General features: G+C 68.5%; 15 protein-coding genes. 12 read left to right on the top strand and 3 right to left on the bottom strand.

The annotated features are described in order from the left end of the window. The first annotated feature begins 17 nt into the window (after window positions 1-17). The 7 genes from AC1D29_RS00075 (at window position 18) to paoC (ending at window position 8,691) form a co-directional block, all read left to right on the top strand. Window positions 18-662, top strand: a complete 645-nt coding sequence (locus AC1D29_RS00075; protein WP_477893514.1) for a LuxR C-terminal-related transcriptional regulator — start codon at window positions 18-20, stop codon at window positions 660-662. Continuing rightward, a complete protein-coding gene (locus tag AC1D29_RS00070; RefSeq protein ID WP_477893512.1) occupies window positions 659-2,539 on the top strand; it encodes a hybrid sensor histidine kinase/response regulator in 1,881 nt (626 codons plus the stop codon). Before AC1D29_RS00075 ends, AC1D29_RS00070 begins: the two co-directional genes overlap by 4 nt. A 63-nt stretch (window positions 2,540-2,602) precedes the next feature. Beyond that, entirely contained in the window at window positions 2,603-2,980 is a 378-nt protein-coding gene (locus AC1D29_RS00065; RefSeq protein WP_477893510.1) for a hypothetical protein, read from the top strand. A gap of 56 nt (window positions 2,981-3,036) precedes the next feature. Further along, a complete protein-coding gene (locus AC1D29_RS00060) occupies window positions 3,037-4,800 on the top strand; it encodes a gamma-glutamyltransferase family protein (protein WP_477893508.1) in 1,764 nt (587 codons plus the stop codon). A gap of 98 nt (window positions 4,801-4,898) precedes the next feature. Beyond that, on the top strand, window positions 4,899-5,537 hold the full coding sequence (gene paoA, locus AC1D29_RS00055) for an aldehyde dehydrogenase iron-sulfur subunit PaoA (protein ID WP_477893506.1): 639 nt from the start codon (window positions 4,899-4,901) through the stop codon (window positions 5,535-5,537). Then, window positions 5,534-6,484 carry an FAD binding domain-containing protein gene (locus AC1D29_RS00050; RefSeq protein WP_477893504.1) on the top strand — a complete coding sequence of 317 codons (951 nt, stop codon included), beginning with the start codon at window positions 5,534-5,536 and terminating at the stop codon, window positions 6,482-6,484. The genes paoA and AC1D29_RS00050 overlap by 4 nt, the downstream gene beginning before the upstream one ends. A 2-nt stretch (window positions 6,485-6,486) precedes the next feature. Further along, window positions 6,487-8,691, top strand: a complete 2,205-nt coding sequence (gene paoC, locus AC1D29_RS00045; protein WP_477893502.1) for an aldehyde oxidoreductase molybdenum-binding subunit PaoC — start codon at window positions 6,487-6,489, stop codon at window positions 8,689-8,691. Here the strand turns inward: paoC and AC1D29_RS00040 are convergent. Further along, a complete protein-coding gene (locus AC1D29_RS00040) occupies window positions 8,674-9,168 on the bottom strand; it encodes a disulfide bond formation protein B (protein ID WP_477893500.1) in 495 nt (164 codons plus the stop codon). The two genes, paoC and AC1D29_RS00040, sit on opposite strands and share 18 nt — an antisense overlap. Continuing rightward, a complete protein-coding gene (locus AC1D29_RS00035) occupies window positions 9,168-9,638 on the bottom strand; it encodes a RidA family protein (protein WP_477893498.1) in 471 nt (156 codons plus the stop codon). The genes AC1D29_RS00040 and AC1D29_RS00035 overlap by 1 nt, the downstream gene beginning before the upstream one ends. Window positions 9,639-9,719: 81 nt before the next feature. Between AC1D29_RS00035 and AC1D29_RS00030 the strand changes: the two genes are divergently transcribed. Continuing rightward, window positions 9,720-10,472 (top strand): ComEC/Rec2 family competence protein, encoded by a 753-nt coding sequence (locus AC1D29_RS00030; RefSeq protein WP_477893496.1) that lies wholly within the window; start codon window positions 9,720-9,722, stop codon window positions 10,470-10,472. 116 nt (window positions 10,473-10,588) lie between these two features. Here the strand turns inward: AC1D29_RS00030 and AC1D29_RS00025 are convergent, their stop codons facing one another. Continuing rightward, entirely contained in the window at window positions 10,589-11,512 is a 924-nt protein-coding gene (locus AC1D29_RS00025; RefSeq protein WP_477893494.1) for a WYL domain-containing protein, read from the bottom strand. A gap of 131 nt (window positions 11,513-11,643) precedes the next feature. Here AC1D29_RS00025 and AC1D29_RS00020 point away from each other — a divergent pair, with 131 nt between their 5' ends. The 4 genes from AC1D29_RS00020 to AC1D29_RS00005 all read left to right on the top strand — a co-directional run. After that, window positions 11,644-11,910, top strand: a complete 267-nt coding sequence (locus AC1D29_RS00020) for a DUF1883 domain-containing protein (RefSeq protein WP_477893492.1) — start codon at window positions 11,644-11,646, stop codon at window positions 11,908-11,910. Window positions 11,911-11,936: 26 nt separating this feature from the next. Next, window positions 11,937-12,299, top strand: a complete 363-nt coding sequence (locus tag AC1D29_RS00015) for a hypothetical protein (protein WP_477893490.1) — start codon at window positions 11,937-11,939, stop codon at window positions 12,297-12,299. A gap of 42 nt (window positions 12,300-12,341) precedes the next feature. After that, window positions 12,342-12,623, top strand: a complete 282-nt coding sequence (locus tag AC1D29_RS00010; protein WP_477893488.1) for a hypothetical protein — start codon at window positions 12,342-12,344, stop codon at window positions 12,621-12,623. Between the two features lie 145 nt (window positions 12,624-12,768). Further along, the coding region (locus AC1D29_RS00005) for a hypothetical protein (protein ID WP_477893486.1) at window positions 12,769-14,716 on the top strand (1,948 nt) is incomplete at its 3' end.

Raw genomic sequence — 14,716 nt, 5'->3', positions numbered from 1 at the left:
CGGACGGAGGGACAGGCATGACGGAGCGCGACGCGCTGGTCGTTGACGACCACCCGTTGGTGGCCCGCGGCATTGCCGAGTACCTGGCGACGCATTGCGGCATCCGCCGCGTCGGGCTGGCCGCCGATGCCGCCGCCGCGCTGCGCGTGATCGACTCCGACGGCGAGCCGGCACTGGCCATCGTCGACTTCTGGCTGCCGGGCGGCTCCGCGCTGCCGCTGCTGCAGCAGTTGCGGCAACGCTGCCCGGCCATCCGGGTGCTGGTGCTCAGCGGTGACGAGGACCTGGGCGTGCAGATCAAGGTGCGCGAGGCGGGCGCGCACGGCTTCCTTTGCAAGCACGAGCCGCCCGAGGTCTTTGCCCGGGCGGTGGCGGCGGTGCTGGCCGGCGGTGACTGGTTTGCCGCCGCGCGCCAGCAGGGCCTGCCCGCCGCGCCGCGCCGCGAGCTGCCCGTGCAGGCACACGAACTGGGTCTGACGGAGCGCCAGGGCCAGGTCCTGAGCATGATGTTGCGCGGCCTGCCCAACAAGCGCATCGCGCGCTCGCTGGACCTGTCCGAGCAGACGGTGAAGGAGCACGTGACTGGCATCCTGTCGCGGCTGGGCGTGGCCAATCGCATGGAGGCGATCCAGCGGCTGCAGGGGCGGCGCATCGAGCCATGAAGCAGGCCCGGGTCGCACTGGCTGCGCTGCGGCGCTGGTTTCCCAAGCCGCTCAGCGGCGACGACCTGGGCACCCGCGGCGGGGTGCGCATGCTGGCGTTGATCCACCACCGGCTGGTGCTCAGCGTCTGCGCGATGCCGCTGATCGGCCTGCCGCTGACGATCTGGTTCAACGGCCTGGGGCGCGACCCGCGCGGCATGCTGGCGTGGACGCTGGGGTATGCGTTCGCCGCCGCAGCGCTGCTGCTGCATGGGCGCCGCTTTCGGCGTGATGCCTCGCTGCAGCACGCCGAGCCGCAATGGCTGGCGCGCTGGCGGCCCGTCGTGCGGGGCATGAGCCTCGCGCATGGCCTGGGCCTGGCGTCGCTGGGCCTCATCGTGCTGCTGACGCCCGGCCACCATGCTTTCGACTTCGTGCTGCTGCTGCACATCAGTCTGGCGGTGGTGATCGTCGGCAATGCCGCGTTCGAGCTGCCCGCCGTGGGCGTCTTTCTTCGCTTGTATGCGTTTGGTTGGGGCGTGGCCACGGCCTTGCTGGCGCTGGTGGCGACGTACTGGCCCGCGCTGATGCCGGCGGGGCCGGAAGGGCCGACGGCGCCCGGTGTGCCGCGCCCATGGCCCGCCATCGTGCCGCTGTCGCTGCTGTTGCTGGTTGCGCTGTACCGGCGCGCGGTGATCGCCCACAACTTCTTCGTCCAGCAGGTTCAGCTGGAGGAGCACAGCCTGAGCCTTGCCCACGACTACCAGCGCGCCACCGAGCGTGCCGAGCAGGCACTGCGCGCCAAGAACCAGTTCCTCAGCACCGCCAGCCATGACCTGCGCCAGCCGACGCACGCGATGGGCTTTCTCGTCGAATCGATCGCGCACCGCAACCGCGACGCCGCGCTGGTGCCGGCGCTGGACGACCTGCGCCGCAGCGTGCGTTCGCTGAACCTGATGTTCAACGCACTGCTGGACCTGTCCCGCATCGAAGGCGACGGCGTGGACGCGCGCCGCGTGCCGGTCGCCCTGGACGCGCTGCTGCAGGACGTGGCCACCACCTTCAGCAGCGAAGCGCGCAGCCGCGGCCTGCGTCTGAAGGTCCGCACCGGCGGCGGGGGCGCCACGGTACTGGCGGACCCTGTGCTGCTGCGCCAGTCGCTGGTGAACCTGACGCACAACGCGCTGCGCTACACCTCGCAAGGCGGCGTGCTGCTGGCGGCACGGCGGCGCGGCGGGCATTGGCGGCTGGAGGTCTGCGACACCGGCATGGGCATCGCTCGCGAGGACCTGGGGCAGGTCTACTCGCCGTTCTACCGGCACCCGAGCGCCGCCCAGGTCGACAGCGCCGGCCATGGGCTGGGCCTGGCCGTCGTGGCGCGCTGCGCCGACCTGATGGGAGCGACCTATGGGCTGCAGTCCATCGAGGGGCGCGGATCGCGCTTCTGGCTGCTGCTGCCGGCCACTTCCCGCCGCGAGCCCGTCGTGGCCGACCCGCGCGCGCCGCTGCGGCCCTTGTCCGGCCGCTGCTTGGTGGTCGACGACGACCCGGACGTCGTCGGTGCCTGGACCAGCCTGATGCAGGCCTGGGGCATCGCGGTGCGCAGCGCCACGTCGGCGGCGCAGGCGCTGGCGGTGCTGGACGCAGGCTTCGCGCCGCAGGCCATCCTCTGCGACCAGCGGCTGCGCTCGGGCGAAAGCGGCGTGGAGGTGCTGAAGGCGCTGTTCCTGCGCTGTCCCGAGGCGGGCGGCGCCATGGTCAGCGGCGAGTTCGCGTCCGAGGAGCTGCAGCAGGCCGAGCGCGACGGCTACCTGGTGCTGCGCAAGCCGTTGGAAGTCGAACAGCTGCATGCGCTGCTGGCGCAGTGGCTCGACCCCGCGGCGACCCTACCGCAGTAGGGTTCCCGGGCCACGCGGAGGTCCGCACACTGGCCGCACCCTCAACAGCCCTGGTGCCATCGCATGACGCTCCCGAACCACTTCGCCACCGCCGGCCTGATCGCCGTGGCCGCCCTGAGCCTGGCCGGCTGCGCCGCCACCATCACGCAGGACGGGCTGGCGCAGACCACGTCGCAGGCCATCGGCCGGCAGGTGGGCGACTTCACGATCAGCGACAAGACCGAGGGCACCGGCGGGCGCATCGACTACAAGGTCAGGACGCGGGACGGCGTGGAATACAGCTGCCTGATGTACTCGGCCACCGGCTTCCAGAAGGCCATGTCCTTCGGCCAGACGCCGAACTCCAGCGCGTTGTGCACGCAGATGACCAAGGGCGGCACACCCGCCGCCGCTCCACCGGCCGCCTGCAACGCGCTGCTGAAGGCCGCCGGCAAGTGCTGACCCCTTGAGCCGCGGCCGTGGCGCGGTGCCGCTGTCGCCTGCCTAAGATGGCGGCCATGCGCCGCCTCCTCATCGCCCTCGTGCTTGCCGGCCCTCTGGGCCTGGCTGCAGCCCAAGCCCTCGACCAGCCCGAGGCCGCCACCCGCACCGCCAAGGCGACCGGCCTCACGGCGCCGGCCCAGCGCTTCGCGGTGACGGCGGCCAACCCGCTGGCCGCGCAGGCCGGCGTGGAGATCCTGCGCGCCGGTGGCTCGGCCATGGACGCCGCCGTGGCCGTGCAGGCTGTGCTGGGGCTCATTGAACCGCAGTCCAGCGGCATTGCCGGCGGCGCCTTCCTGCTGCACTGGGATGGCCGCCAGGTGCAAGCCTGGGACGGCCGCGAGACGGCCCCCGCCGCGGCCACGCCGGCCATGTTCCTCAAGCCCGACGGCAGGCCGCTGGCGATGCGCGACGCCATCCTGAGCGGCCTGTCCACCGGCGCGCCCGGCGTGCTGGCCATGCTGGCCGAGGCCCAGCAGGCGCAGGGCAGGCTGCCATGGGCGCGGTTGTTCGAGCCGGCCATCCGCCTCGCCGAGCAGGGCTTCGCGGTCAGCCCGCGGCTGTTCGAGCTGGTCTCCGCCGAACCGGCGCTGCGCAATGACCCGCAGGCCGGGCCTTACTTCTTCGACGCGGCCGGCAACCCCAAGGCCGTCGGCACCGTGCTGAAGAACCCGGCCTACGCCGCCGTGCTGCGCGGCATTGCCAAGCTGGGCCGCCAGGGCTTCTACGAAGGCCCGGTGGCCGAGGACATCGTGCGCCGCGTGAAGGGCCATGCGCGGCCGGGGCTGCTGACGGCCGCCGACCTGGCCGGCTACAAGCCCGTCCAGCGCGCGCCGCTGTGCAATGACTGGCGCAGTTATCGCGTCTGCGGCTTCGGCCCGCCCACGTCCGGGCACCTGACGCTGATGCAGATCCTCGGCCTGCTCGACACCCAGCCCGCCGCCGTCGCGGCCCGGGGCATCACGGTCGACTGGATGCACGCCTATGCCGAGTCCGCCAAGCTGGCCTTTGCCGACCGCGCGCAGTTCATTGGCGACCCGGGCTTCGTCACCGCGCCGGGCGGCGACTGGCAGAACCTGCTCAGCACCGTCTATCTGAAGGAGCGCGGCGCGCTGATCGGCGAGCGGGCGATGGCGCCCGCCACGGCCGGCGACCCCGGCAGGCTCAGGCAGGCCTTGGCACCCCAGGCCGAGCAGTTGGAGGCCGGCACCAGCCAGGTCAGCGTCGTCGACGCCAAGGGCCATGCGGTGTCCATGACCACCAGCGTCGAGTCGGCCTTCGGCAACCGCGTCATGAGTGACGGCGGCACCGGCCTGGCCGGCGGCTTCATGCTGAACAACCAGCTGACCGACTTCGCGCTGAACCCGGTGGGCGCCGACGGCCGGCCGGTGGCCAACCGCGTGGAGGCGGGGAAAAGGCCGCGCTCCAGCATGGCGCCCACGCTGGTGTTCGACCGGGCAGGGGCGCTTGCCATGGTGGCCGGCTCGCCGGGCGGGCCGGTCATCATTCACTACGTCGCCAAGGTCATCACCGGTGCGCTGGCCTGGGGCCTGCCGGTGCAGCAGGCCGTGGACCTGCCCAACTTCGGCCACTTCAACAGCGGCTCGCTGATCGTAGAACGCGGCGCGCTGACGGCCGAGCAGCTGGCCGAGCTGCGCGGGCGCGGCCACGCCATCATCGAGACCGACCTGACCAGCGGCCTGCAGGTGCTGCTGCGCACCAAGGCGGGCTGGGTCGGTGGCGCCGACCCGCGCCGCGAGGGCGTGGTGCTCGGTGAGTAAGCCGATGGCTGTCCGTCGCGCTGACGGCGCCTTGTCCGACAAACGCGAGGCCTTGCGGCCGCCTAGTCTGCCCCCTTGGACGCAGCCAGGGGTCAGCGATGGACGATTCGCGAGCATGCCTTTCACGCCGGGACGTGCTGATTGCCAGCGCGGCCACGGCCACCATCACGGCCGCCGACGCGGCTGACCGGGAGCCCGCCATGCCGGCCGCAGACAACTTGCCCGCCACGATGAGCCGCGTGACGCTGGAGGTCAACGGCAGCTCGCACACGGTGGACGTGGACACGCGCACGACGCTGCTGGACCTGCTGCGCGAGCGGCTGCAGCTCACAGGCACCAAGAAAGGCTGCGACCACGGCCAGTGCGGCGCCTGCACGGTGCTGCTGGACGGCCGGCGCATCAACAGCTGCCTGATGCTGGCCGTCATGGCGCCCGGAGCCAAGGTGACCACCATCGAAGGCCTGGGCACGCCGCAGCACATGCACCCGCTGCAGGCCGCCTTCGTCGCGCATGACGGCTACCAGTGCGGCTACTGCACGCCGGGGCAGATCTGTTCGGCCGTGGGCATGCTGGACGAGCTCAAGCGCGGCATGCCCAGCCACGTGACGCCCGACCTGGCGGCCAAGCCGCTGCTGTCCGCCGAGGAGTTGCGCGAACGCATGAGCGGCAACCTGTGCCGCTGCGGCGCCTACTCCAACATCGCCGAGGCGATCACCCAGGTGGGAGGTGCGGCATGAAAGCCTTCAGCTTCGAACGCGCCCGCACGCCGGCCGAAGCCGCCGCCGCCGTGGCGCGCCGGCCCGACGCCAGGTTCATCGCCGGCGGCACCAACCTGCTGGACCTGATGAAGCTGCAGATCGAGGCGCCGGCCCACCTCGTCGACGTGAACCCACTGGGGCTGGACCGCATCGAGGAGAGCAAGGACGGCGGCCTGCGTGTCGGCGCGCTGGTGCGCAACAGTGACCTCGCCAGCGACGCCCGCGTGCGGCGCGACTACCCGGTGCTGTCGCGCGCGCTGCTGGCCGGTGCGTCGGGCCAGCTGCGCAACCGCGCAACGACGGCCGGCAACCTGCTGCAGCGCACCCGCTGCCCCTACTTCTACGACACCGCCCAGCCCTGCAACAAGCGCCAGCCCGGCAGCGGCTGCAGCGCGATCGGCGGCGTGTCGCGTTCGCTGGCCGTCATCGGCGCGAGCTCGGCGTGCATCGCCACCCACCCCAGCGACATGGCCGTCGCGATGCGCGTGTTGGACGCGCAGGTCGAGACCGTGACGCCCACGGGCGAGCAACGCCGCATCCCCATCGCCGACTTCCACAAGCTGCCCGGCAACACGCCGCAGGTCGAGCATGCGCTGGCGCATGGCGAACTGATCACCGCGGTGCTGCTGCCGGCGCCGGTGGCGGGCGTGCATGTCTACCGCAAGGTGCGCGACCGCGCGTCCTATGCCTTCGCCCTCGTGTCGGTCGCGGCCATCGTGCAGCCTGACGGCGGTGGTCGCGTGGCCTTTGGCGGCGTCGCGGCCAAGCCATGGCGCGTGGAGGCGGCCGAGGCCGGTCTCGCCAAGGGCGCGGCAGCCTTCATGGGCCAGGCCTTCGCCGGCGCGACGCCCGCACCGGACAACGCCTTCAAGCTGCCACTGGCCGAGCGCACGCTGGCCGGCATCCTTCAATCCGCCAGGGGCTGAGCATGAGATTCGACAAGCCCGCCACGACCAACCCCATCGACCAGGGCCGCATCGTCGGCCGCGCCACGCCGCGCATCGACGGGCCGCTGAAGACGACCGGCACCGCGCCTTACGCCTACGAGCACCACGACGTCAGCCCCCGGCCGGCGGTGGGGTTCATCGTCGGCGCCGGCATTGCCAAGGGCCGCGTCGCGGCCATGGACCTGACGGCGGCCCGCGCGGCGCCCGGCGTGCTGGCCATCGTCACGGCCAAGAACGCCGGCAAGCTGGGCAAGGGCCGCATGAACACGGCCAAGCTGCTAGGCGGCCCGGAGATCGAGCATTACCACCAGGCGCTGGCCGTCGTCGTGGCCGAGACCTTCGAACAGGCACGCGCCGCCGCGGCGCTGGTCAGCATCCGCTACGAATCCGCGCCCGGGCGTTTCGACCTGGCCGAGCAGAAACCGCAGGCGCCCATGGCAAAGGGCGACGGCATGGGCGGCAAGGCGCAGACGCGCCATGGCGACTTCGAGCCCGCGTTCGCCAGGGCACCGGTGCAGCTGGACGCGACCTACACGACGCCCGACCAGGGCCACGCGATGATGGAGCCGCACGCCACCATCGCCTGGTGGGAAGGGCAGAAGCTGACCGTCTGGACGGCCAACCAGATGATCGAGTGGGCCGTGGGGGAACTGGCCAAGACGCTGGGCATTCCCAAGCAGAACGTGCATGTGAAGTCCCCCTTCATCGGCGGCGGCTTCGGCGGCAAGCTGTTCCTGCGCGCCGACGTGCTGCTCGCGGCGCTGGGCGCCAAGGCCGCGGGCCGGCCCGTCAAGATCGCGCTGCCGCGACCCTTCATGTTCAACAACACGACGCACCGGCCGGCCACCATCCAGCGCGTCCGCATCGGCGCGGGCCACGACGGCCGCATCTCTGCCATCGCGCACGAGAGCTGGTCGGGCGACCTGCCCGGCGGCGGGCCCGAGACGGCCGTGGCGCAGACGCGGCTGCTGTACGCTGGCGAGCACCGCATGACCGCCATGCGCCTGGCCGTGCTGGACCTGCCCGAAGGCAACGCGATGCGTGCGCCGGGTGAAGCGCCGGGGCTGATGGCGCTGGAGATCGCGGTCGACGAGATCGCCGAGAAGCTGGGCCTGGACCCGATCGAGTTCCGGCTGCGCAACGACACGCAGGTCGACCCCGAGAAGCCGCAGCGGCCGTTCTCGCAGCGCCGCCTGGCCGAGTGCCTGAAGCTCGGCGCCGAGCGCTTCGGCTGGAGCAAGCGCGCGGCCAAGCCGGCGCAAAGGCGCGAGGGCCAGTGGCTGGTGGGTCTGGGCGTGGCGGCGGCTTTCCGCAACAACCTCTTGATGAAATCCAAGGCCCGCGTGCGGCTGGACGGTGACGGCCGCGTGACGGTGGAGACCGACATGACCGACATCGGCACCGGCACCTACACCATCCTCGCGCAGACCGCGGCCGAGACCATGGGCCTGCCGCTGGACAAGATCGTCGTACGCCTGGGTGACTCGGCCTTCCCGGCGTCCTGCGGCTCCGGCGGCCAATGGGGCGCCAACAATGCCTGCTCGGGCGTCTACGCCGCCTGCATGAAGCTGCGCGAGATGCTGGAAAGGCAGGCCGGCTTCACGGCCGCCGAGTTCAGCGGCGGTGAGGTGCGCAGCGGTGGCAAGGCGGTGACGCTGGCATCACTGGCCGGGCCGCAAGGCCTGGTGGCCGAGGACGGCATCGAATACGGCGACCTCGACAAGCGCTACCAGCAATCCACCTTCGGCGCGCATTTCGTCGAGGTGGGCGTGGACGCCTTCACCGGCGAGATCCGCGTGCGGCGCATGCTGGCCGTCTGCGCGGCGGGCCGCATCATCAACCCGACTTCAGCGCGCAGCCAGGTCATCGGCGCGATGACCATGGGCGTGGGCGCGGCGCTGATGGAAGAGCTGCAGGTGGACCATCGCCGCGGTTTCTTCGTCAACCACGACCTGGCCGGCTACGAGGTGCCGGTGCATGCCGACATCCCGCACCAGGACGTGATCTTCCTGGACGAGACCGACCCGCTCTCGTCGCCGATGAAGGCCAAGGGTGTGGGCGAGCTGGGCATCTGCGGCGTGGGCGCCGCGGTGGCGAATGCGGTCTACAACGCGACCGGGGTGCGCGTGCGCGACTACCCGATCACGCTGGACAAGCTGCTGCCGGGCTTACCGGCGCTGGTTTAGGACGACCAACCCGAGCGCGCCCAGGCCCACGAACAGCAGGCCGCTCCACACCTCGTAGGGCAGGCCGACGAGGCGGTAGGCTGCTGCCTCGGCGCAGTTGGCCGTGATCATGAACACCGAGGGCCACAGCTCCTCCAGGTTCAACGCGGTGACGATCTTGTCGGCCAGGCCCATCGCGCAGGTGGCGCTCTGCGACGCCACCTCGTGCTGGAACACGGCCGCCGTCAGCCCCGCCGCGCACAGCAGCAGCACGGCGACGAGGGCGGCCTGGCGCAGCGTGCGCTGGGCCTGCACCAGCCAGCCCAACAGCGAGAACGCGCCGATCAACAGGAACAGGCCGCGCTGCAGCACGCACCAGGGGCAGGGCTTGACGCCGAATTGGTGCTGCGCGACCAGCGCGATGCCGACGGCGGCAAAACTCGCCACGGCCATGCCTGCCAGCGCGCGGGCCGGCAGCTTCGAAGGCTGGATGAACATCAGTCCTGGACTTCCGCGATCAGCTCGATCTCGACGCAGGCGCCGAGCGGGATCTGCGCCACGCCGAACGCGCTGCGGGCATGCTTGCCGGCGTCACCCAGAACGGCCGCCAGCAGCTCGGAGCAGCCGTTGGTGACGAGGTGCTGCTCGGTGTAGTCGGGCGTGCTGTTGACCAGGCTCATGACCTTGACGATGCGGACGATCTTGCCGAGGTCGCCGTTGAGCGCGGCACTCAGCGTGCCCAGCAGGTCGATGGCCACGGCGCGCGCCGCCTGCTGGCCGGTGGCCGTGTCGACGTTCTTGCCGAGCTGGCCGACCCAGGGTTTGCCGTCCTTCTTGGCGATGTGACCGGACAGGAACAGCAGGTTGCCCGTGCGGGTGAAGGGCAGGTAGGCGGCGGCCGGGATGGCCAGAGGCGGCAAGGTGATGCCGAGTTCGGCGAGCTTGGCTTGGATGGCAGAGGAGCTCATTCGGGGAAGCGCGGTGGCGCGTGAGAAAAACGGCGGCATGCTACACCTCGCGTCCCGCCAACCTGGGACAAGGGAGGGGCATTGGCACTGCGGCCATGGGGCGTGCGCGAGCTGGTGGCGATGGGCCTGGCCTGGCTGGCGGGCCTGGCGCTGCTGCATCGTTGCGAGCGACTGCCCGGTGGGCTTGAGTACGCCGCGCTGGCCCTGGCCTTCGGGTTGCTGCTCCTGCTGCGGCGCCGGCATTGGGTGTTGCTCGCCGCCTGTGTGGCGGTGCTGGCCTTCACGCAGGGGGCGCTGCGTGCCCAGTGGCGCATGACGCCCGAGCTGCACCCGGCCTGGGAAGGGCGCGACCTGAGCTTGACCGGCCGGGTCGACTCGCTGCCCATCGCCGTCACCGGCCAGGGCGGCGCGCCGGGCTGGCGCTTCGAGTTCGCCGTCGAGTCGGTCGGGTCGACCGGCACGGCGTTGCCACCCGAAGTGCCCAGGCGGCTGATGCTGCTCGCCTACGACGCGCCGCCGATCACGGCCGGTGAGCGCTGGCGCTTCACCGCCCGGCTCAAGCGGGCGCATGGCCTGGCCAACCCGGGCGGCTTCGACGTGGAGCTGTGGCTGTTCGAGCAGGGCCTGCGCGCCAGCGGCGTCGTGCGCGCATCGCAGCGGCTGCAGGCCGCGCCGTGGTGGGAGATCGACGCGGCGCGCCAGCGTCTGCGCACGGCCATCCGTGAGCGCGTGGCCGACCCCGGCATGGCCGGCGTGCTGGCCGCGTTGAGCCTGGGCGACCAGAACGCGATTGCTCATGGTTTTGAAGAAAAGACTCTTGTGCTGGCTGCCTAGGGAAGCGCCGCCGGCCGCGGCAAAACTCACAAAACCTATTGAGCTGGCGAGGGGACGCGTTCGTAGGGCTGTCAGAAAGGTGTCTTGAGCTTTTTCGCTCTAGCCCTTGACCAGCCTCAGTCGTTCCGGCGCGTGTTGTCTGGGGTCGGTGGCTTGTAGCCTGGCGCAACGACTGCGTTCGAAGCTCCGTATAGCACCAGGGGGTCGCGCAGCCACAAGGCGTACTCTTTGCCCTTCAGGCTGTGGTCCGGTGAGCAGTCGACGCTCCAGCGGCGAAGCATGTATCCAACGTTCGCAGCGCGCGCTCGGACTCGCAGTACACCATCGGGCATGTCGTAGTCCATGAGCGCGACTTCCGGCCTTTCGAAGCTTGGATGCGGGACCAGCTCCAACTCGATGACGCGGTTCCATTGAAGGTCGTTCTCCGGCCTTTGCTCAGGAGGAATCTGGCCGTCGAGGACGGTCACGTTCTTCATTCTGGTAAGGACGAAGTCGTGGAACTTCGATTTGTCTCGGTCATAGGCTCGAACGTGCCATCGGACTCCGCTATCAACCAAGCTCAGGGGCACGAGTTCCTTCTGTGACTCGCCGCTCGTCGTGGAGTGATAGGTCAGGCGTACCGCCTTCTGCCCATGGATTGCCCTGGTGATGGGCGCCAGCACTTCAGCCTTCGGCAGGCTGAGCGCGGCCGGGAATTCGCAACGAATGAGAGGGAGCGAGTCACTGTCCAGACCCTGCCCAAACCCTTGGGAGAGGGCGGTCAGCACGCGCAGCGGCGCGTGTTTGAACACCGGCTCGAAGCCCTCGTTGGGTATGTAGTGCTTGGCTGCCAGGTCGAGTGCGAGGTTCTCCGGGGCAACCTCACGATAGGTGGCTATGTCTCGCGTGGCCCCTGCCGGACCAGTGCCAAACCGTTCTATCAAGTCAGCCCTGCGCAGTTCACCGAGGAAGTACAGCCGGAAGTCAATGTAGGCCAAGCGTTCCAGCTGCGTCCGCGGAAGGCTCACCAAGCGGTCACGGTTCACCGTCGATGTCGTCATGCATGGGATGTTATCAGTGTGCTGGATAAAAAAACAGCGTTGTGATAATCAAAATGATTATGTACTATGACCGCATGTGTAACGCAGGTCGGCCTCAGCGGAGCTGACCAGAACGCTGAAAGGGCAAGGAAATGCAGTTTGTTCACCACGATCTCGGCTTCCGAGCGCAAGGGGCCGTCGTTGAGGTCTCGCTGGCCGGCAACGCTGCCAATGTCCGCCTGATGGACAGCACGAACTTCTCCAGCTATCGCAACGGCGGGCAGCACCGCTTCTACGGTGGGTTGGCCAAGCAGTCTCTCGTGCGTCTCCAGGTGCCGCACTCCGGGAACTGGCATGTGGCCGTGGACATGCAGGGTTTGGGCGGCTCCGTGCGGTCCTCCGCTCGTGTGATTGGCTAAGACGCTGAACAAAGAGGAGAAAAAGCATGGCATGCGCGAATGAGCACAGGGCGTTCAACCTCGTAGCGGTTTCGGTGGCCGCTGCGCTCGTCGAAGGTCGCGACGGTCGCCCGCTAACGGCAGCGCCAGTGGCGATGGGCATCACCGCGGCCTGCTTTCCATCACTGCCCGACCTTCTTGAGCCGGCGTTGCACCCCAACCATCGCAAGTTCTTCCATAGCTGGGCCGTGGTTGGCTTGCTGGGGTGGGGGATGTATGGACTCTATGACTGGCAACCCGATGACGGGTGGGACCGATTTGCTCGGGTCGCGGGCCTTGCCCTCGGGGCCGCGTACCTGGCTCACCTTGCCCGAGACGCATTCACCGCCAAGTCGTTGCCGCTCATCTGAAGCGGCACTCACAACCAACTCACTTCTTAGGAGTACAGCACCATGGCTCAATTCACTACGCGCGTAGTCCTGCACAACGCGGACTGGAAGAACTATGAGGCTCTGCACGGCTTCATGCAGCTCGAGGGTTTCAAGCGGACCATCACGTCGGACGACGGCACCACCTACCACCTGCCCGACGCGGAATACGACTACTCGGGGCAGCTGACGAGGGCGCAGGTCATCGAGAAGGCCAAAGCTGCAGCGGCACGTACGGGGAAGACGTATTCCGTGCTGGTAACAGAGTCCGCTGGCCGTACCTGGTCGGGCTTGACAAAGGTCTAGCGCGGCAGGGTTAGGCAGCCGGGTCCCTCGCGCTGCGTTTCGGCACACCATCAATCGTGCTGATAGAGCTCGATGCAACAGCTGGTTGGAAGTCGGCGTTGGATGGAGACTCGGCGTTACGTGCTCTGCATGCTAGGAGGAAGCGATGAAGAAGCCGGCTAGCTCGCCTGTGCGTACCTCAGTGGACCTATGGAACATGTTTCAGCGGCAGGGCGGGCTGCTACCTGAGACCTATGACGCCGAGCTCCTTCAAGCGCTAGTGGCGGAGCTCGAACTAGACGGGGATCTCCAACTGGAGAGGCAGCTTGACACAGTGTCGCCGACACGGTTCTTGGTGGCGTTGCTGTCGGCCTTGCAGCCCTGGAGCAGCATGGTGTCGGATGTGCTTCAGATGTTCGAGCGCCACGGGGTCTATACGAGCAATGGTGAAGTGCTCGTCGAGTTCGACTTCCAAGCAGGCGACCTGGGAAAGCTGCGATTCGACGCGAACCACTTCAAGAAGGCGATCGAGGCTTTCCAGCGATTGCTTGCATCGCTTGAGACCATATCGACGAGCGACAACGAGTTGTTTGGGCTGAGCCCAGCATTGGAGAACGCGCTCGCAGCGTCGCACGGCATCCGGCAAGAGGATTGGGGGCGGGCAGGGAGCGCGGTGACGCTCGACGGCATTAGCTACAAGACGAAAGGGCCCCCCTCGTCAGCGGCTGCTCGCCGGTGGTTCGGGTATCGGCCCGGCGCGACGGATCCGGACTACCGCTTCTGGCCCTTCGACGATGCGCTACCGTTTCCGACCTGGCGGCCCAGCGACCCGCTGGCAAAGGCCCTCCGTCCAGTGGTTTCTGTCATCGTCGAGCTCTCAAGGCGCGTGTCGCCATACACGAGCTGGGATGGCCTGCAGGACGCTCGTCGGGACGAGAAAAGCGACCCTGCGGTCTGCACTACTCAGCGAGCTCCGATTGAGAGTTGGTCCCTAAACAGGGTTCTCGCTTCGCAGTACGACCGCATGTCGCGGTCCCTGCTCCAAAGACTCTGGCTATTGCACGATCTCGCGCCTCGCGAAGCTGGTGCGCGCGCGGCGCTTGCAGCTGAGGTCTCGCGATTGGTGTCTGAGCGAACCTCGATCGTCCCGCGACAGCCGCCAGGCCAAGTGCTTGAGGAGCTCTTGGCGCTGCCTCTTTGGCAGTTCAGGCATCAGCTGTATTCGGTTTGGCTTGTCACTGCCGTCGAAGGCGCCATGCCGTCTCATGCGGTCTTCCGTCTCAAACCGGTGCAGGGACAACTGCGGTTCTCCTTCAGCGCGACCCCCATCGCTGCCATCTCCGTGGAGCCCGAGGAGTTTGAGCTGGTCGCGGAAGTGAAGACACCGGCTCCTGAGGGAATCAAGCTACTGGGCAAGAGTCGGGTTTCGTCGGTTCAACCGGACTACCTGATCAGAGAGCGCGACTCAAAGAAGGTGCTGTACGTTCTAGAAGCGAAGCAGTACAGGGATGGCGACAAGAGCAATTTCTCGAAGGCGCTTCACGACTATGCGGCCACACATCAGGAAGCGCTGGTGGTCGTCGCCAACTATGGCCCGATGCCGCCGGATATGCGCGAGGCAGTCCAAGAGTTGGCGCGCAAGGCAGAGACCGATCTGAAGACAGCCGTCGTCGACCGCTGTGAGGCGATTGGCGATGTCCGCCCGGCTGAAGACGGCCTTCAGAGACTTCGCGAGCACATCGCGCTCATCCTGCCGCCCGCCCAATTGCCTCCGCCGAACTTGGTTGTAGACGCGACGCATTCGATGCTTCAGACCCTTCCGGAAGACCGTGAAGCGGTTGGAGTGTGGCCGGTGCTGCTCCGATGGCCTGGCCCAGTGGTCCTGGTTCAGGATGGCTCGCTCATGCCGCTGAGGGCAGGGGAGGACCTCTTGTCGGCGCTTCGATCCAGAGCCAGGTCGGTGCAATTGAACCTAGGAGCAGCGGCGATTGAGTTGCCTGCTGGCTGCGTTCTCATCACAGACGGAGGCGGGATGGAAGAGGCTCGCAATCACCTTGACCGGTTCCAAGCTGTAGTGGCTCTACAGGAACGCGGGCAGAAGCTTGAGTTGAAAC

It is taken from the genome of Roseateles sp. P1_C6, from assembly GCF_056406315.1.
This window is presented reverse-complemented; position numbering and strand designations above follow the sequence as displayed.

Excerpts from the sequence above, each read along its gene's own strand:
- AC1D29_RS00075 (WP_477893514.1), top strand. The coding sequence starts at position 18 with ATGACGGAGCGCGACGCGCTGGTCGTTGACGACCACCCGTTGGTGGCC.
- AC1D29_RS00070 (WP_477893512.1), top strand. The coding sequence starts at position 659 with ATGAAGCAGGCCCGGGTCGCACTGGCTGCGCTGCGGCGCTGGTTTCCC.
- AC1D29_RS00065 (WP_477893510.1), top strand. The coding sequence starts at position 2,603 with ATGACGCTCCCGAACCACTTCGCCACCGCCGGCCTGATCGCCGTGGCC.
- AC1D29_RS00060 (WP_477893508.1), top strand. The coding sequence starts at position 3,037 with ATGCGCCGCCTCCTCATCGCCCTCGTGCTTGCCGGCCCTCTGGGCCTG.
- paoA (WP_477893506.1), top strand. The coding sequence starts at position 4,899 with ATGGACGATTCGCGAGCATGCCTTTCACGCCGGGACGTGCTGATTGCC.
- AC1D29_RS00050 (WP_477893504.1), top strand. The coding sequence starts at position 5,534 with ATGAAAGCCTTCAGCTTCGAACGCGCCCGCACGCCGGCCGAAGCCGCC.
- paoC (WP_477893502.1), top strand. The coding sequence starts at position 6,487 with ATGAGATTCGACAAGCCCGCCACGACCAACCCCATCGACCAGGGCCGC.
- AC1D29_RS00040 (WP_477893500.1), bottom strand. The coding sequence starts at position 9,168 with ATGTTCATCCAGCCTTCGAAGCTGCCGGCCCGCGCGCTGGCAGGCATG.
- AC1D29_RS00035 (WP_477893498.1), bottom strand. The coding sequence starts at position 9,638 with ATGAGCTCCTCTGCCATCCAAGCCAAGCTCGCCGAACTCGGCATCACC.
- AC1D29_RS00025 (WP_477893494.1), bottom strand. The coding sequence starts at position 11,512 with ATGACGACATCGACGGTGAACCGTGACCGCTTGGTGAGCCTTCCGCGG.
- AC1D29_RS00020 (WP_477893492.1), top strand. The coding sequence starts at position 11,644 with ATGCAGTTTGTTCACCACGATCTCGGCTTCCGAGCGCAAGGGGCCGTC.
- AC1D29_RS00015 (WP_477893490.1), top strand. The coding sequence starts at position 11,937 with ATGGCATGCGCGAATGAGCACAGGGCGTTCAACCTCGTAGCGGTTTCG.
- AC1D29_RS00010 (WP_477893488.1), top strand. The coding sequence starts at position 12,342 with ATGGCTCAATTCACTACGCGCGTAGTCCTGCACAACGCGGACTGGAAG.